We start from the raw sequence: 17,481 nt of genomic DNA, 5'->3' as shown, positions 1-17,481 counted from the left end.
GCGACAATCAACAAGCTGCCGTTCATTTGCTTGCAGAAATCCTTCCCATTTCCGAGAAAGATTGATCCGAGAGTCGTCGCTAGGAAATCCGCATTGCAACTAGGATGAAATGAATTTCCAAACTTTCAGCTACCTGACCGCATCGCAGCTGGCATTGGTTGCGTTCATCTTGAGTGTCTTCTACGCAAGCTCGATATCCAGATTAGGTAGTGAATTTATCAAACCGATGATGGCGGCCCTCATGCAGGACGCAAGAAGCGCTCAATAATGATGCAGAGAGTTTGGTAATTGGCGGTTATGTCAAACTTGAGGTCAAGTGCGGCGCGACCAACGCCGCCTTCCAGCAAAGCGATCAACCAAGAAGCTGTTTGGGATAAATCTAGGCTGGCATCGACTTGTCCAAGTGCAACGCCTTTGGCAAGCAATGTGACCAAACCAGCGCGTGCCACCGTATCGTTGGCAGCAAACAGCTTTCCAATGGCGTCATTGCGCGTGGCTTCTGCCGCGATCTCGATGCTCAATGCGCTGTAGGATGGATCGGACGCCGCCAGCAACACGTGCTTGGCGAGCGCCTGCAAGCCCGTAATCACGTTTGGTGCATCTGCAATTTGGGCCAACGCAAGTGTCGTTTCATGTCGATCTAACTCTGCAATCGCATGAATGATCGAATCTTTGGTTGGAAAATAGTGGAACAAGTTTCCGGGACTCATGCCCGCTTGGGCGCAAATCTGTGCGGTCGATGTGGAGTGGAAACCGCGTTTAGCGAAACACACAATAGCGGCTTCCACGATTTGTTGGCGCTTAGCCTGTTGTTTGGCAGGGTCGATTTTTCGCATGGTGTGTTCCTATCACGGTGCAATTACATCTACCACCTTGACATAGATCGACTAATCAGTCTAGTATTGAGTCACAGAATGCAAACAGGGCACAAAGATGCCTAAACAGCTAACAAGCGAAAGAGAACACGATGGATACCCAATTGAAAATGATTGACGATCTTGCGGGCCTAGCTGGCATTTTGCCACTTTTGTTGTTGCCGCTTGAGTTTTGGCGTTTGCATAAAGCCAAAGCGCTGGGCAAACGCACGTGGTTGGAAGTTTTGGCGAATCTCAGCCCGATTATCCCTGTGATTGCCACAACGGGCATGGTCACAGCTTTTGTCGTATGGTTGTTTTCAAGCGCATCCAACTTTGCCATCGCTCAGTTGCCGATTAACATTTGGACAATCCTAGCGGCAATCATACTGGCTGACTTCATGTATTATTGGGATCACCGGTTGGGGCACCGCGTTCGTCTATTATGGGCAGTATCCCATTCGGTGCATCATTCCTCACCGCTCTATAACCAAACCACAGCTTTGCGAATTTCATTCGTCGACGGGTTTATTTCGCCTTGGTATTATCTACCCATCGTGCTTTTAGGCTTTAACCCTTTCTTGGTTGCCGCAGCTTTTGGCGTCGTGTTGGCTTACCAGCAATGGATCCACACCGAGACGATTGGTAAGCTGGGCTGGTTCGACTTGATCTTCAATTCGCCGTCAAACCACCGTGTCCATCACGCCACTCAAGAGCAATATTTGGACAAGAATTATGGCGGCATCTTTATGATTTGGGATCATCTGTTTGGCACTTATGAGCCAGAAGGCGACCCGGTCAGCTATGGTCTTGTGCATCAAATCGACAGCGTCAATCCTGTGATGGTTCATTGTGCCGAAGCAATTCGCTTTGTGAAAAAGTTTGTGACCCTCACGACATGGAAGCAACGCCTAACCTATATGTTCAAAGCACCCGATGTAGTCGTTTAGAGGGCGATTCCTATGTCGGGTAGACAATTATATCACACTAGGCCGTATGGACGAATTTACAACAAGTAGCATTTAGAGGATTCAAACGGTGTATCTTATGTGATTCATGTGATTCCAACTGATTTGGAGGTTGGAGCCTATGTCGACACGGATGAGCGAGAAGGATTGGGAGCATACGATCTAGGTTTTTCGGGCTTGCCTGCCAAGACGTGGGCGCAACGATAGCGATGACCGCTTGTTTTTTGAAGCACTTCATTTCTTCGCTGTTGAGAATGTGCGCTGGCGGGCTTTGCCTGAGCGATATGGTCACTGGAATAGTGTGTGGAAGCGCTTCAATCTCTTGAGCAAATCAGGCGTGTTTGAGGCCATGTTTGATACATTGGCTTCGATGAGTTCCTCTGCCCATTTGGTCCAGATGTTTGATTCCACCATTGTTCGCGCCCATGTCTCGGCAGCGGGCGCAAAAGGGGGCAAAAAGGCCAAGCGATTGGTCGATCCAAGGGTGAATTTAACACCAAAATACACGCAAAATCAGACAAATGTGGAAACTTGATCGGCTTTGCCTTCACAGGTGGCGAAGTCTCAGATTGCCCTCATTTCGCCGTGCTTCTCGACATCGGACCTGATATCAAGCCTCGCGCGGCCATCGGTGACAAAGGCTATTCCTGCAAGGCCAATCGCGACGCCGCCCGAACCCGTGGGATCGTCCCCATCATCCCATACAAGTCAAACGAAAAGAACCAACCAAAGTCCTTCGCCAAGACGCTCTACAAGTCACGTGCCCGCATCGAACAAGGCTTTGGTAAGCTCAAACGCTTCAAGCGCGTTGCCCTGCGCTGCGAGAAAACCGAATGCAACTACCGATCCATCGTTAGTATCGCCGCAGGCCTATGCTTGATTAAATTCGTCCACATGGCCTAGGACCGGTACACTTTTGCCCCGCCATCATAGCGACCAAAATCACCAATCAGTGCTACACTTTGCAACCGCTATTTACATCAGGCGCGGTTCGGCGGTTAACTCGGGACACAATTTGCACGTTACTCAAACCGAAGCGAAGACGAATCGAAGTCGAGCTTGGGAAGCTCATCTTTTTCGTACCAGTAATCCTGAGTGTGTGTCCATTCAGGAGCGGTGCCTCGCTTGGGCAAAAGACCTGCGCCGCGCTTCATGTACCCGGGGGCGAAGTTCGACCCTTTACTCCAAGGTTCCAGTTGAGAGAGGGTGACATCAGCTGGAAGGACCGGGTCTACCGAGCGCCAGCCATGGGCGTCCATATGCTTCAAGAGCCGACAAACGAAATCGCCGATCAGATCAACACGCAACGTCCAGCTTGCGCGGAAATAGCCGAAGGTCCAGACGAGGTTCGGCAGTCCTGTTACCATCAAACCGCGCCAGGTTACTTTGCTTGAAGCATCAAGAGGCACACCATCAACCGTAAAGGCAATGTCTCCAAGTACACATAAATTGAAGCCGGTGGCAGTGATGACGACCTCCGCCTCTAGGAGAGGGCCCGATTCCAGTCTGATTCCTTCTGGCGTGAATCGCTCGATTTTATCGGTGACTATCTCGACTTTGCCGGACTTTACGGCCTTGAACAAATCCCCGTTCGGAATAAAGGCTATGCGCTGCTCCCAAGGGCGGTAGCGCGGCGTGAAGTGAGTTGCAATGTCGTAGTCTGGCCCTACCTGATCGCGCACGCCTTTTAGAAGCTCCGCTTTGGCTTCCTCAGGAAAGGCGAGAGCAAGCTGCGTCACGATTTTTTGGTCGTGAAGGATTTTCCGGCGGACGATCTCGTGAATCCAAGCCGGATCTATGTCGAGCGAGCGCAGGGTATCTGCAAGCTCGTTGCGGTTTGCGTCGATATAGAAATAGGTTGGCGACCGCTGCAGCATCGTAAGGTGTTCACACTTGGAGGCGATATTTGGCACCAGCGTTGCCGCTGTCGCGCCTGAACCGATGACGATGACGCGCTTGCCTTTTAGGTCAAGATCGCTTGGCCAGTCCTGCGGGTGCACGAGCTCTCCAGTGTACTCTTCAAGGCCCGGCCAGTTCGGTCGATAGCCTTTATCATGGCGATAGTAGCCTTGACACATCCATAGGAAGCGCGTGGTAAGGATTTCGGTCTCCCCAGTCGCCCCATTTTTGACTGTTACTGTCCAGATGGCGTCACTCGAGTTGTAAGAAGCCTGGGTGACCTTGCGCTGGTATCGAATATGTTTGTCGAGGTTTTGCTCCTCAATCACTTCTTTGAGGTATTGCATGATTTCCTGGCCAGTCGCGATTGGTGGGCCGATCCAAGGCTTGAAACGATAGCCAAAAGTGAAAAGATCGCTGTCAGAGCGAATGCCTGGATAGTTATGGATGAGCCATGTGCCACCGAAGCTCTCATGGGCCTCGATCACCGCAAATGACTTGTCCGGGCACTGGTTTTGAAGATGGACCGCCGATCCAATTCCGGAGATTCCCGCGCCGATAATCAGAACATCCACATACTTTTGCATCATCATCTCTCCATCAAGCCATATCGGCGCAGCTGTAACGGGAAGCTCGTTACGGAGCGCTTCGACCTCTTATCGTACCAAGATGGACATGACAACTGTTATGATTTACATCTACACAAGCGGTTGAAATTCGCTCGCACCGCGGAGCGTCAGGAGGACATCAAATGGAAAGTGCAGAAGGATTAAGGTTGGTAACTGAAGGCATGCAGGCAGCGGTTGGCGAGGACTGCGGGCTTGGGGCGGTCGTGAAATTCGATTTCGGTACGGACGGCGTTGTTGTGATTGATGCGACTGTCATTCCAAATGAAGTTACAAATATTGATAAGCCAGCCGCCTGCACGTTACAGCAAAGTCTGGAAGACTTCGAACTGATGAATGATGGTAAGCTTGATAGCACGCAGGCATTTATGTCTGGGCGGCTGAAGGTCATAGGCGACATGGGCCTGGCTATGCGGATCGACGGTGCCTTGCAGAAAAAAGGGTGAGGCGTTTCAACCCGCAGCGGCAGCGAGTTTGGCGAAGTGGCACTCAACGATCTGAAGTTGCCGCTTCGCCGTCATGGACCTTGGCGTAATCAGGGCATGGATGCCGATACCATCAATCAGGGCCAACAGCGTTTCAGCTTCCAAAGCCATATCAAGATTTGGTCTGAGCGCACCTTTCTGCGATAAATCAGACAATACCTCCGTCCAGAAGCGACTCAGTTCTTTGTAGAGTTTGGCGTGGTTTTCGCCCCGTTTCTTGTGGGCAAGTGCGGCCACAGTGAAGGAAAGCCATACCCGCCACCAGACGCGCGTATCGGCGGTGAGTGGCAAATAGGCACCCAGAAGCTCAGAGACGCTTGCTAAGTCTGCCGGAGTTGCGCTGCTGCCTGCGCCGAACTGCAGCTTCTCAACAATTGAGGCGAACGCGAAGTCAAGCAGGGCCTCTTTGTCGCGGAAATAATGCGTTAAGACGCCCGTTGTGCTGCCCAGTTCTTGCGCGATCGCGCGCAGCGACGCCCGATCGAGGCCCTCGCGGCTGATTACGGCCCAAGTTGCCTGCGCTACTCTTTCGCGACGATCGTCCGCTGAAAGCACGTTCATCTCGTTTTGTTTTGTCATTGTGGAGCGATACCCCAATTCAAGGCAGAGCACAACTAATGTTATGCCAATTGACATCATGACAGTTGTTGTTATCTTATCGATAACGGAAAGAGAAGGTCCAGACTTAAGGAAGGCAGCGAGGGCATGAAAGTTTTGGTATTGGGCGGCGCAGGTGGGATGGGACGGGTGGCAGTTGAACAGACTGCATCCTATCCGTTCGTGGAACACGTGACGGTCACTGATCTTGATGGCGTTGCCGCAACGGCCGTCGCGCAGCGCTTTGGGTCCAAAGCCAAAGGAATGGCGCTGGACATCAACGACCGCGCCTTGATGCGCGAAACGATTATTGCGCATGATCTAGTCCTGAACTGTGTGGGTCCCTTTTATGTTTTAGGACTTCCCGTGCTCGAACAGGTGATCGAGGCAGGTCGAAATTACGCCGACATCTGCGACGATTGGGAACCCACACTCGATATGCTCGCTCTTTCACATCGCGCAGAAGAAAAAGGCGTCGTAGCTCTTGTAGGACTTGGTGCAAGTCCCGGCGTTTCGAATATGCTGGCCATGAAAGCGGCTAGTATGCTCGATAGCGTCGAAGAGGTCATCACGGGCTGGTCCATTGATGGATCGGGGGAAGACATCTCCGCTGTGGTAAGCTCGCACCCAAAGGTGCAAGGCGCTAGTGCGGCTTTAGTCCATTGGGTCCAGCAGATGACGGGCACAATCCGCGTCCTGAAGGAGGGCGGCTATCAGCAAGTCAAGCCCCTCGTCCGGAGCGACATCTTTTATCCGGGCTATGGCCGTCTTCCTGTCTGGTCCGTCGGGCACCCAGAAGCGGTAACGCTGCCGCGGGTGTTGCCAGGCCTAATGGCTTGCACCAATGTGATGGTGGGCGGCGAGGACGGTTTCCTAGGACTTCAGGTCCTTGCTGGGCTTGTAGATACCGGTGTGCTGACAATTCATCAGGCCGCAGACGAAATCGCTAAGGATTTTGCCAAAAAGACAGAGACGGGAAAATCACCCAAACCGTTGGCGGCGCACGCGCCGGGACTTTTTGGCTGGGCGCGTGGGAACCTTCGCGGCAAGCCGACCGTCGCAGCGGCGCACGTTCTATCGTTGCCGCCTGGCGGAATGGCTGGTGCGACAAGCGTACCACTGTCGCTTGCAGTGCCGCTTTTCCAGCAAGGATTCGGCGAGCGCGTTGGCGTCTTTTCTCCCGAAGAGCTGATAAACCCAGTTGCGTTCTTTGACCTTCTGGCGCCGCGTTGCGCAGGTCACTTCTCGAGCGGCGAGGCGTTGGTGGCAATTGATGTCGCCCAACTCGATGCGTGAACCCGGCACCCACCCTGCTGACCCGGCGCTCACATTCGTCGCTCATGCGCATGGCGGAAGCCTGTGGCGAGCTGGGCGGCTCTATGTTCTGAAGACGCGGGGGTCCGCGTTTGAACGGGGCCGCCAGCATGGTGTTCTGCTGCGCCAAGAAATCAATCAAGGCGTTGCCCCCCTGCTTGCGCTACGCGCGTTCGATCTACCGCAGATGCGCGATGCTCATGTTGCTGCTCGGGAGGCTTTACACAAGTTGACTGAGCAGGTCTTCCAGTCAATCGAAGCGGACGTATCGCGAAGCCTCGTGGAAGAGCTGCGTGGCATGGCGGAAGGCTCGGGTCTCGCTTACGAGACCCTGTTCCGCGCGAGCTTCTTATCTGAAGCGTTACAGGTCCTCGCATCCTTTGGAGCCGGGAAAGGGGAGGCGGTGGCGAATGGAGCCTGCACCGCGGCAGTCCTTACTGGCGCGCGTACTAAAGCCGGCGGCAGCCTCCACGGCAAGAATCAGGACTATGATGGCGGTGGGCTTTGGGATCGCTTTCCACTCGTCCATATAGCTCTGCCGGACGAAGGCAAGGCGTTCGCGTGTGCCACCAGTGCGGGTATGCTTAAGGGTAACTTATCGATCAATGACTCCGGCGTCACCATTGGCGGGCATTTTCTGTTCTCAAGTCGCACGCGGCGGTCTGGGCCGGGCTTCACCTCCTTGGAGCGTGAGGTCGCTAGTGGCGCTGGAAGTGCAAAGGAGGCACTCGAAATCCTGAAGCGGCGGGCTTGTCTTGGCTCGTTCGCATTTGTTGTCACCGACCGCTCCGGAGCGGCCTTTGTGGCCGAGTGCGACGGGACTGGTGTTGACATAAGACCGGCCCAAGATGACTGGCTGGGAATGAGCAATCTGCTCTCCGAAGGCCCTGAGCGCGACTTATTGCGCTCGTGGGGCGCGCATCGCAATCCGATGTCCCGCTTGCAGCGGATCAACGATCTTGGCAGAAACCAAGCGGAACCCGCTGAGGCTCGCCACATCGCAGCGATGCTCGCCGATTGCTGGGACCCGGCCAGCGGGGCGACACGGCACGCCGCACACAGTGTGGCACACGCAACCACCGTAACGTCAGCTATCGCGGATACAGGGCGAGCCGAGTTTTGGGTTGGCGAGGCGACCAGTCCTACAAGCGTTGGCCGCTTCATCGGCTTTTCCCTTGGTGATGCCTTCAAAGGTGGCGACCCCCAGATTGTCGACACAATTGATACCAGTATGCCGGCTAGTGTTGGAGGCTTGTCGGCATTTCGCACCTATCTTTTCGGCCGGGCCTGTTTCCGCTTGGGCCAGGAAGATAGCGCACTCGCGCAAGTCAAGGCCGCCGCCAGCCTTGATCCGGAGGAACCGACCTACGCGCGAATCGCTGCTCGGCTGTATCTGCGGCGTCAGCAGAGCGCGCAGGCGATCAGCGAGCTAATCCGGGTTTCAACCCTAGCGCAGGGGCGCAACGAGGAGGCAGAGCGCTTGCTCTTGCTTGGCTACGCTTACGACCTTTCAGGCGATCGCGCAGCAGCCCTCAAACAGTATCAAGAAATTGAAACGCTCGCAGCAGAGGTGCCACGTGATGCGCTGTCCTGGATCAACCAGCGCCTTGCTCACGCGGCTGCGAAAGCTGCGCACCAGCCGTTTAACGTTGCCCAAGCACAAAAACTTGACGTCCCGTTCGACTTAACTAGCGGCGCCGAATGAACGCGAGGCGGCCGACAACAAAATGCGTTCAAGGGAGGGTGTTATGATGGCCAGAGACTATGTGAATACATTACCAAAAGTTGTGGTAGTCGTTGCGAGCTTTCTTACTTCTCAGCCAGCTTTGGCTCAGTCTACACAAGCTGAGAAGGCCCCCGAACAGATTATCGTCACGGCGCAGCGGCGCGCACAGCCCCTTCAGGACGTGCCACTTGCGGTTACGGCCTTCAATAACGACAGTCTAGAGGCGCTGCAGGTCGATAACGCAGCCGACCTGCAGTATGTCGTGCCGAACTTTTCCTACACCGCCACCAATTTTGGTGGCGTGAACTACACGATCCGCGGCATTGGAGCCAGCGTTCTGGGAGACGGCGCGGATACAGGCGTTGCGCTACATTACAACGGTGCGTTCCTGCAAGGCGGCGGCAATGCGGGCCTCTATTATGATGTCGAGGGCGTTGAAGTGCTGCGAGGGCCGCAAGGTACGCTGTTTGGCCGTAACGCCACGGGCGGCGCTGTCAATCTGCGCACGCATCGACCCATCGATGTGTTTGAAGGCACCTTTGAAGTCAGCGTGGGGAGCTTCGATACGCGCGGTGCTGAAGCAATGCTGAACATCCCGATCAACGACCGGCTATTCGTAAGAATTGCTGGGGTTGCCGAAAACTACGATGGCGATGTGCGCAACATCACCACAGGAACACGCATCAATGGGAATGATGTGGTGTCTGGCCGACTGTCAGTGCGATGGCTGCCAGACAGCGACACCAAGGTCGACTTCAGCGCGACCTACCTGCGCGCAAGCGGCGATGGCATGCAAGCGGAGAAGCGGCTCTGTCGTCGCGATCCGATTGGGAGCCTGGGCTGTCTTCCAACGGGGCTCGACGCGCAACTGCCAAACTACATGGCCACGCTCGCCGGGCTCGTTGCCACGAGTGTGCGGCTCATAGCGCCTGGCTTCGATCCATTTGTTGGATCGATTAACCCGACAGACCTGCGCAAAGTGGCCCTCGATTTCGATCCGCAGACACGTGCCAAGGAATTGGTCGCCACCCTTGAAATCGAGCGCAGATTTGGTGCCTTGACCTTCAACAGCATCACGGCCTTCTCTACCCAAGACGGTTCTTATGTTAACGATACCGATTTCGCCGTGGCGGTGGGACGCTTCCGCCCTATCTTCCCTGGCGGCGTTGTACCCACCAGTGCACCCGATCCTGAGAACCTAGGCTCTCTTGCAGGGCGCACGATAGGCAGTTTTGACCGACCGTGGTCTTATGAAACAGCAAGCGGCAAGGGGCGGCAGTGGCTTCAAGAAGTGCGGCTGGCCTCGTCATTTAAAGGGCCGATGAACTTCCTCGTTGGCGCTTTTGCGCTCGACTATGATCGGAAAGAGGACTTTTATCAGATTGCCTCCTCCCTTGATGCTGTCGGCCTTCTGCTTGGAGCGGCACCACCCTTTTTCAGACTCGAAACGCCAGTGGCGGACTTGCAGTCCTATGCTGTTTTTGGTGAGGGCTATTTTGATGTCTCAGATTCACTGCGGCTGACCGGCGGTTTGCGTCTCACGCGCGATGAGAAGCAGCAGAAGAACCGCAGTCTTTTGTTCAGTCTGCCCCAGCCATTTGATACGAACAGTCTGCGGAAAGACGCGCTCGCGGCCAACTTGTGTTAGATTGGCGCCCTGAGGTCGGGTTTGCTGATGACGCCTTGGTCTATGCGAGCTATGCGCGTGGCTACAAGGGAGGCGGGTTTAATCCGCAAGGTGCGGTGCAATCCCCGCCGACGTTCGCGCCGGAGTATGTCAACGCTTATGAGATTGGCCTAAAAAGTAGACTTTTCCGCTCCGTGACCGCGAATGCGGCGGCCTTCTATTATGACTATGAAGGTTTTCAGGTTTCTAAGATCGTGAACCGCACCTCGGTGAACGAAAACATTGATGCGTCCATTTGGGGGGCTGAGCTCGAGATCGCAGCCCGCCTTGGGCAAAACTGGTCGCTCGACCTAACAGCGTCACATCTTTCAACCGAAATCGGAGAAGCCAGCAGCATCGATCCGCGCGACCCCACCGGCGGGCAGGCGGGGCTCATCGCGGTCAAGGACACTGACACCGGCGCAAATTGCGTTGCGACTTTAACCCAACTCGCAACTGTTTTGCGCGGTCGACCTTTCGGCAATTGCGCCATCTTAGGCCTGCCCTCCGGCGTTCCGGTGTCGCTCAAAGGCAATGAGCTTTCGAACTCTCCTGACTGGACCTTGCGGTTCGGCGTTCAGTACGAGACTGATCTCACGGCCACCCTCCGCTTCCAAGCGCGCGCGGACTATGCTTGGCGATCGGACTTCTGGGGACGGATTTACAACCGCGATCCGATTGATCGCATCGAGTCCTGGGGCGTCCTGAACGCTCATGCTCAGATCGAGGCCGCGGACCGGGGATGGTTCTTGCGTCTTGAAGGCTCAAACCTTTCTGATGAAGATGCTGTCACAGGCATGTATGTTACCGATGCGACCTCAGGACTGGCGACGAACCTCTTTCTGGTTCCCAGTCGTCGTGTGAACCTTGTCCTCGGCGCGCGGTTTTAGACGCCGATGAGCAATACCACCCCAATCAAGCCACTTTCCAACTGGCGACTGGCCGCTTATGGCGGGATCACAATCCCGCTTGCTGCGGCAGGCCTGCCTGTCGCAATCTATGTGGCACCGCTTTACACCGATCATGTCGGTTTGGGGTTCGCGGCAGTGGGCCTTGCGATCATGGCAACACGCTTGCTGGACATAATTGTCGATCCGCTAGTCGGACGACTGAGTGATGCTACCAAAAGTCCGTTTGGAAGACGCATCCCTTGGATTGCAGCGGGCATTCCGATCATGTCGATTGGCGTCTGGCAAGTCTTCATGCCCGGGCCGAACGCAGATGGGTTAAGCCTCTTTCTATGGCTCTCAGTGCTTTATCTGGGTTGGGCGCTGATTACCGTGCCTTATGGTGCATGGGGGGCTGAGCTTTCCCCCGATTATCACGAACGCTCGCGGATAGCCGGGGCACGCGAGTTGTTCTCTGTGATCGGACTATTGGTTGCGGTGACTTTTCCGCTGCTCGTTCGACCGCAATCCATCCTCGCGACGGGGGACAGGGACGCCATAGAAACAGCGGCCATCGCTGCTGATGTCGCCGCCTTGGGGTGGGCCACCATCATTCTTCTTCCCATATTTGCATTTTTGCTGTTTAGGTTTGTTCCCGTCCAAGCAAAGAAGACAGATGATTTGCCTTGGACTGGAGGGCTCTTGCGGGATCTATGGGCGAACAAACCGTTCTTGCTGTTGCTTGCCGCAACGTTTTTCGCCGGCCTCTCATCGGGAATGAACCAGACGACAGTTGTGCACTACTACAGGCATCGCGCGGGCTTGGGTGACGCCGCGGACCTCATGATCTTCGCATTTTTTGTGGCCGCGGTGGTCGGCTCCTTCTTCTGGATTTGGGTCGCGCGCAGATTCGCAAAGCACCATGTCGTCGCTGTCAGCACAGTTTTGAGCCTGGTCGCCTCGCTTGCGATCCTGCTCGTGCCAAAAGGCGACGTCGTGGGGTTCCTATTGGTCCAACTTGGGTCGGGGTTCGCCTATGCTGGCCCCCTCATCCTAGGCGCATCAATGGCCGCAGATGTTATCGATCTCGATTGGCTCAAGTCGGGCGTACAGCGCAGCGCTATCTTCATCGCGATCTGGGGGATCGGCAAAAAGCTTTCAGAAGCGGCAGGCGTTGGCATCGCCTTGCCGCTCATGGAAGCCATGGGTTTCAGCACGACAACTGCCGCCGAGCCTGGGCCGCAAATGGCTCTGATCGTAGCCAACGTTTTGCTGCCTGCCGTCTTCGCGGTAATCGCAGTCCCCTTTATCCTCGTCTATCCGATCACGGAGCGTCGCCAACGCGTTGTGCGCGCTGCGCTGGAGAGACGGATTGGCCGCTCTGCGGCTCGCGATGCGCATACTTCGGAGGAGCGCAATTTGGGCGTTCTGCAAGGGCGGCCATGAAAGACTTGGCGGGCGGTGCTGAGGGTTTAGCAACGGAGGAGAGTATGGAGATTCGTCGTTTTAACAGTCACGCCGTAACGGCTGAAGATGTTGTCCAAGCGCTTGATAGCGACGGCGCTATCATCATTGAAGACGTCATTAGCCAAGAGCAGCGCGACAGGCTTCATCAAGACCTGGACCCCTTCATGGCGGGCACGGCGCTCGGGCAAGACAGCTTCTCCGGCCAGAAGACAACGCGGACAGGCGCCCTAGCGGCGCGATCCCCGGCTGCGCGCGAGTTGATTCTAAACCCCCTGGCGCTCACAGCAGCCCGGGCGTTCCTTGGTCGGTTTTGCGAACGCGTGCAGCTGCACGTGACTCAGGTGATCCGCATACTGCCGGGCCAGACGGCGCAGCCCCTGCATCGTGACCGCTGGGCCTGGGGCCAGCATTTGCCCCTAACTGTGGAGCCCCAGTTCAACACAATGTGGGCATTGACCGACTTCACCCGTGCCAATGGCGCCACGCTCGTGGCGCCGGGCAGCAACGCAAGTTCGCAAGCGCAACCAGTAAATCCGGAGGCGGTGGTCGCTGCCGAGATGCCGGCAGGTTCGGTCCTTTTTTTTAGCGGATCGGTCGTTCACGGCGGTGGCGCAAATCAGACCGAAAGCGAGCGCATCGGCGTCAACATCGATTATTGTCTCGATTGGCTAAGGCAGGAAGAAAACCAATATCTGTCATGTCCGCCCGAGGTGGCCGCGTCGCTTGAGCCAGAATTGCAGGCGCTACTTGGCTATACCTATGGAGCGACAACGCTTGGGTACTTCAGTCATCCCAGCGCGGTGAAGGAACGCGCGGGTGTTCTGCCGCCCGAAGCCGCGCTCGCGGCCAACTTGTGTCGCGGCGTATGAGGAAGCGCCCGCGCCAGAGCGACGACGACGGGGCGATGCTATCAGCGGCCTCGCAACGGGCGTTCCTGGCTTTTTTGAGCAGCCTGCCAAACTGGGCGGTTCATGCGCTCAACAATGGACCGAAACTTGTGGCCGGACATGTTCTGGAACCACGTTTGCGATTCATTGAGAAGTCTTTGCAGCGCGCGGAACCAGAGAGCCCGCCAAGTCTGCTTGCGATGCGGCGCGCAACCAGCGAGATGGCGACCGTCATGTCAGGTAGGGCCCTGGAGGGGGTGCTAACCCGCCAGATTTCGGTTTCGGCCGGAATTGGCCGAACGATAACGGTGCGCGCTTATGAGCGGGCTGAGGCGCGCAACGCCGGCGTCGCCGTTGTCTACGCGCATTTTGGCGGCGGGGTTGTGGGGGATCTTGGAACCAGCGATTGGTTCTGCCGTCTTTTGGCGCTACGGACGGGCGCTGTGATCTTATCGGTCGACTATCGTCTGGCGCCGGAGCATCCATTTCCATCTGGGTACGAAGACTACCTCGCCGTTTATCGCTGGGCGCGATACGAGCGCCGTTCTGATTGGCCCCTTGTAGGGGTGGCTGGAGATTCTATCGGTGGCTGCTTTGCCGCCGCTTGCACGGTTGAAGCCGTGAAGGCGGGCGACGTCGCGCCGGATTTTCAGGCATTGGTGTACCCCGTGCTAGACTTAACCCGCCCTTTCCCGTCCCAGGAACTGTTCGCCGACGCTTTCCCGATGAGCTCAAACACCGCGCAGTGGTTCATGGCTCAGTACTTGCCAGCGGGGACAGATCTCCTTGACCACCGCGTCTCGCCCGGGCTTTATGCTGCGGACGCGTCGCGAGTCCAGACTTTGCTTGTCGCTGCCGGCCATGACGTGTTGGTTGATCAGGCGGTGTGGTTCCGGGACAAACTCTCCCAGCATGGGGCCGCTGTGGACTGGCTCTTGTTTCACGACCTGTGCCACGGCTTCACGAGCATGTCGGGCGTAAGTCGGCGCATCGAAAGCGCCTGTGAGACCATCGCGTCAGGGATCGCCGCGATGGTTCGGCGCTGCGCCCCCGCGAATTTTAGTGTGTCACCATGAGCGATGCTGCGCAGATCGTCGATGTCGTAGTCATCGGCGCGGGCATGTCGGGTCTGACAGCGGCAGCACGGCTCGCAGCCCACGGCGTCACAGTTCGCGTGCTTGAAGCGCGCGATCGCGTCGGCGGTCGGCTCAAGCTTGGCGCGCTTGCAGGCCACCACATTGACCTCGGCGGCATGTGGATTGGGCCGACGCAAAAGCGGGTTGTGGCGGCGGTGGCGGCACGGAAGCTCCGCACCTATGCAACCCACCTGACGGGGCGAAACATTGTGCGTCTTGCGGGGCGCAGCGCATCAAGCGAGGGCGAAGGGGTAGGCGGGGTTCTGGGCCTCTTCGGCGGCCTCGAATACCTCGGCCTGATGCGCCGGCTTCAGGCCATTGGGGCGAGTGGCTCGCTGCGGGAACTGCAGGAGGGCGCTGCGCTCCGCGGCCTCGACGGTTGGACGATGGCCGCATGGCTCGACCGATTCGCGCGGTCTCAGTCGGCGCGCGCCGCAATTACGTTCCAAGTTCGATCATTGCTTTGCGCAGAGCCTGAGGACGTATCGGTGCGGTTCTTTGCATTTTACCTTGCGTCCGGGGACGGTGCCCAGACGTTGCTATCGGCGGGGCCCGGGGGCGCGCAAAACTTCGCAGTCGAGGGCGGATTGGCGCAGCTGCCAGCGATGCTCGCAGACGATCTGGGCGATCGCGTAAAGCTCAATTGTGAAGTCCGCGCCATCGCGCAACACGCAGATAATGTGCGTGTCAGCTTTGAGGGCGGGGCGATCAACGCCCGCCGCTGTATTGTAGCGGTTCCGCCAACCTTAGCTGCCCAGATCACTTGGTCACCCGATTTGCCCCATCGCCGAGACTTGCTCACACGTCGGATGGCGATGGGAAGTGTGATTAAGGTTTGGCTTGCCTATGAGCGACCGTTTTGGCGCGAGCGAGGCTTGAGTGGATTCTTGATGAGCGATGAGGCACCGTTTGGTCCCTGTTTTGACGTTTCACCACCAGACCAGTCGCACGGTTTGATTGTCGGCTTTTTCGATGCTGTCCACGCGCGCAAATGGACATCCTGCGGGAGCATGGAACGACAGGAAGAGGCCGTACGTACACTGGTAGCGGCATTTGGGTCAGAAGCGATGTTGCCGATCGCCGTCACCGAACAGGATTGGGTGCAAACGCGCTGGTCTCGCGGGTGCTACGGCGGATTTGCGCCACCGGGCCTTCTCAATGAATGCGCACCCGCACTACGCGAGCCTATCGGTCTTGTGCACTGGGCAGGCACAGAGTCTTCGCTAGAGTGGTGTGGCTACGTTGAGGGTGCCATAGCCGCAGGCGAGCGCGCTGCCGAAGAAGTCAATCACATGCTTGATAAATGACGAATATCTAGAACGGGAGTTTTCGTATGATACATCCAAACTGCGTAACCGAGTATGGCAGCCTGCTAAAGGTCATTATGTGCTTTGCCAACGCTTACGACATTGACGCTGCGTCGGTGGCGGAAGACCTCAGCGACGAAGTTTCTCTTCATCAGTATGCCCACAATGATCATCGCCCGTACGAAGTGAATCTGGTTCGGGCGCAACAGCGCGCGTTGATAAATGTGATTGAGCAGCACGGTGGTGAGGTGATCCTCGCGCCTTCGCTTGGCTCAGGGGTCGCCCAGCACTACACCCGCGATGTCGGCTTCACGATCCATGGGGTGCTTTTCCGCGCGCTGCCGCGTCGGCCCTATCGGCAACTTGAACTTGCTGCGCTGGAACCGCTGCGAGAACGCTTTGGCCAGTGGCATCCGATTGCAAACGGATCGATCGAGGGCGGCGACGTGCTTGTGGACCAAGAGCACGTGATCATCGGTTTGGGCGAAGAAACCACCGGTGCCGGCATCGACGAAGTCGAAAGGGTTTTGATCGAGCGTGGCGTAACCGTGCCAGTCCGAAGGTTGACGTTTCGACGTCGCGGTGTGATCCATACCGACACATTGTTTAATATCGTCGGGCCTGGCGCTGCGCTCATCCACCGCGAGGTCTTTGAAGACGACGATGTGGCTTGGCTTGCCAAGCGCTACCATTTGATCGACGCTACCGCAGCTGAAGCACGTGCACTTGCGATCAACACGTTGGCGATTGCGCCTGGAAAGGTCGTGATGCTAGCCCCTGGAGGTCGGCTTGCCGATGAAGTCGCCCGCCGCGGAATAGAGCCCATTCTGGTGGATTATTCAGCGGTTACAGCGCTCCCGGGATCATTCCGTTGCACCACGTTTCCAATCCTTCGCGGCTAAATAGGTGAACGATCGCTATGAAGCTCTGCAAACTAAGGATTACGATGAGCGTCCTTGCACATTCGCTGCTTTGTGGACCTGTCATCGCGCAGGGGCAGATACCTAACATAGTCGGCGATTGGGCAACCAAGGATAGCGTCGTACGCATCGCTCCTTGTGCCGACAACAGGGCCTTAATGTGTGGGATCGTAATCCAACATCGCCCAAGGCGGAGTGAACAAAACGCCACGGGCTTTGCTGTTCTTCGTGATTTGACGCGAACCAACACAGGATGGAGCGGGCGGTCGTATGACGGCGAAGGCAACTATAGCGCCAATTTGCGCGTTACAGGCGACCGGCTGATCCTGCAATCCTGCTTGGCACCGAGCCTCTGCGAAACAGAGATTTTCCAGAGGGCTCGATAGGGGCCCTGTGGCCTTAAGTGTTGATTGTCGATGAGAAGTGACCCGGTATGGGCACAAATTTTCATTGAGAATCAACCCATGCTTGAAAGGCCCCTTGGCTGAGAGTTAGGGGAACAGGGGTGCTCAACATGGATTTATTGAAAGTGATACGCCGTTGGTTATTTCGGCAAGTGATTTCGACACGTGAGATTGAGCGGAGGACGGTGCTGTCTCATAACACGATCAGGGAGTAACTGAGCAGCGATATTTTGTGACTCGGCCGCTTAAAATCCTGCCAGGAAGTTGTAGATTCTTGAAAAGCATCTGGTGCATCCACTCTTCGGGAGTGCTATGTCCGCTATGGAGTCCAAGGCCTT

16 protein-coding genes are annotated in these 17,481 nt (G+C 56.5%); 13 read left to right on the top strand and 3 right to left on the bottom strand.

Annotated features, from left to right (window positions below; all coding sequences use genetic code 11):
• Positions 1-239: 239 nt before the first annotated feature.
• Positions 240-836, bottom strand: coding sequence for a TetR/AcrR family transcriptional regulator (locus ACIQ20_RS13075; protein WP_395780968.1), 597 nt, complete (start codon positions 834-836; stop codon positions 240-242).
• Between the two features lie 131 nt (positions 837-967).
• Here ACIQ20_RS13075 and ACIQ20_RS13070 point away from each other — a divergent pair, with 131 nt between their 5' ends.
• The 3 genes from ACIQ20_RS13070 to ACIQ20_RS13060 all read left to right on the top strand — a co-directional run bounded on the left by ACIQ20_RS13070 (position 968) and on the right by ACIQ20_RS13060 (position 2,725).
• Positions 968-1,804 (top strand): sterol desaturase family protein, encoded by an 837-nt coding sequence (locus tag ACIQ20_RS13070; RefSeq protein ID WP_395780966.1) that lies wholly within the window; start codon positions 968-970, stop codon positions 1,802-1,804.
• A gap of 199 nt (positions 1,805-2,003) precedes the next feature.
• The gene (locus ACIQ20_RS13065; RefSeq protein WP_395780974.1) at positions 2,004-2,357 is read left to right on the top strand and encodes a transposase; all 354 of its coding nucleotides are present in this window, start codon (positions 2,004-2,006) and stop codon (positions 2,355-2,357) included.
• The gene (locus ACIQ20_RS13060) at positions 2,291-2,725 is read left to right on the top strand and encodes an IS5 family transposase (protein WP_395780972.1); all 435 of its coding nucleotides are present in this window, start codon (positions 2,291-2,293) and stop codon (positions 2,723-2,725) included. The genes ACIQ20_RS13065 and ACIQ20_RS13060 overlap by 67 nt, the downstream gene beginning before the upstream one ends.
• A gap of 119 nt (positions 2,726-2,844) precedes the next feature.
• Here ACIQ20_RS13060 and ACIQ20_RS13055 read toward each other — a convergent pair whose 3' ends face one another.
• Entirely contained in the window at positions 2,845-4,311 is a 1,467-nt protein-coding gene (locus ACIQ20_RS13055; protein WP_395780964.1) for a flavin-containing monooxygenase, read from the bottom strand.
• Positions 4,312-4,472: 161 nt separating this feature from the next.
• Between ACIQ20_RS13055 and ACIQ20_RS13050 the strand changes: the two genes are divergently transcribed.
• The gene (locus tag ACIQ20_RS13050; RefSeq protein WP_395780962.1) at positions 4,473-4,793 is read left to right on the top strand and encodes an SCP2 sterol-binding domain-containing protein; all 321 of its coding nucleotides are present in this window, start codon (positions 4,473-4,475) and stop codon (positions 4,791-4,793) included.
• Positions 4,794-4,799: 6 nt separating this feature from the next.
• Here the strand turns inward: ACIQ20_RS13050 and ACIQ20_RS13045 are convergent, their stop codons facing one another.
• Positions 4,800-5,393: a TetR/AcrR family transcriptional regulator gene (locus tag ACIQ20_RS13045; RefSeq protein WP_395780970.1), complete on the bottom strand. Its 594-nt coding sequence runs from the start codon at positions 5,391-5,393 to the stop codon at positions 4,800-4,802.
• Positions 5,394-5,537: 144 nt separating this feature from the next.
• On the opposite strand from ACIQ20_RS13045, the gene ACIQ20_RS13040 reads away from it, so the two are divergent.
• From ACIQ20_RS13040 to ACIQ20_RS13000, 9 genes are all read left to right on the top strand, one after another.
• Positions 5,538-6,725: a saccharopine dehydrogenase family protein gene (locus ACIQ20_RS13040; protein WP_395780960.1), complete on the top strand. Its 1,188-nt coding sequence runs from the start codon at positions 5,538-5,540 to the stop codon at positions 6,723-6,725.
• The gene (locus ACIQ20_RS13035) at positions 6,703-8,448 is read left to right on the top strand and encodes a C45 family autoproteolytic acyltransferase/hydolase (RefSeq protein ID WP_395780958.1); all 1,746 of its coding nucleotides are present in this window, start codon (positions 6,703-6,705) and stop codon (positions 8,446-8,448) included. Before ACIQ20_RS13040 ends, ACIQ20_RS13035 begins: the two co-directional genes overlap by 23 nt.
• A 43-nt stretch (positions 8,449-8,491) precedes the next feature.
• Entirely contained in the window at positions 8,492-10,117 is a 1,626-nt protein-coding gene (locus ACIQ20_RS13030; protein WP_395780956.1) for a TonB-dependent receptor, read from the top strand.
• On the top strand, positions 10,111-11,025 hold the full coding sequence (locus ACIQ20_RS13025) for a TonB-dependent receptor domain-containing protein (protein ID WP_395780954.1): 915 nt from the start codon (positions 10,111-10,113) through the stop codon (positions 11,023-11,025). The genes ACIQ20_RS13030 and ACIQ20_RS13025 overlap by 7 nt, the downstream gene beginning before the upstream one ends.
• Positions 11,026-11,031: 6 nt before the next feature.
• A complete protein-coding gene (locus tag ACIQ20_RS13020; RefSeq protein WP_395780952.1) occupies positions 11,032-12,468 on the top strand; it encodes an MFS transporter in 1,437 nt (478 codons plus the stop codon).
• A 44-nt stretch (positions 12,469-12,512) separates the two neighbouring features.
• Positions 12,513-13,358, top strand: a complete 846-nt coding sequence (locus tag ACIQ20_RS13015) for a phytanoyl-CoA dioxygenase family protein (RefSeq protein WP_395780950.1) — start codon at positions 12,513-12,515, stop codon at positions 13,356-13,358.
• A 251-nt stretch (positions 13,359-13,609) separates the two neighbouring features.
• Positions 13,610-14,452, top strand: coding sequence for an alpha/beta hydrolase (locus ACIQ20_RS13010; RefSeq protein ID WP_395780948.1), 843 nt, complete (start codon positions 13,610-13,612; stop codon positions 14,450-14,452).
• On the top strand, positions 14,449-15,819 hold the full coding sequence (locus ACIQ20_RS13005) for a flavin monoamine oxidase family protein (protein ID WP_395780946.1): 1,371 nt from the start codon (positions 14,449-14,451) through the stop codon (positions 15,817-15,819). Before ACIQ20_RS13010 ends, ACIQ20_RS13005 begins: the two co-directional genes overlap by 4 nt.
• A gap of 26 nt (positions 15,820-15,845) precedes the next feature.
• Positions 15,846-16,721 carry a dimethylarginine dimethylaminohydrolase family protein gene (locus ACIQ20_RS13000; protein WP_395780944.1) on the top strand — a complete coding sequence of 292 codons (876 nt, stop codon included), beginning with the start codon at positions 15,846-15,848 and terminating at the stop codon, positions 16,719-16,721.
• Positions 16,722-17,481 lie beyond the last annotated feature (760 nt).

Origin of the sequence: Aquidulcibacter sp. (genome assembly GCF_044346625.1) — a bacterium.
In the GTDB taxonomy this organism is placed as follows: Bacteria; Pseudomonadota; Alphaproteobacteria; order Caulobacterales; family Aquidulcibacteraceae; genus Aquidulcibacter.
This window is presented reverse-complemented; position numbering and strand designations above follow the sequence as displayed.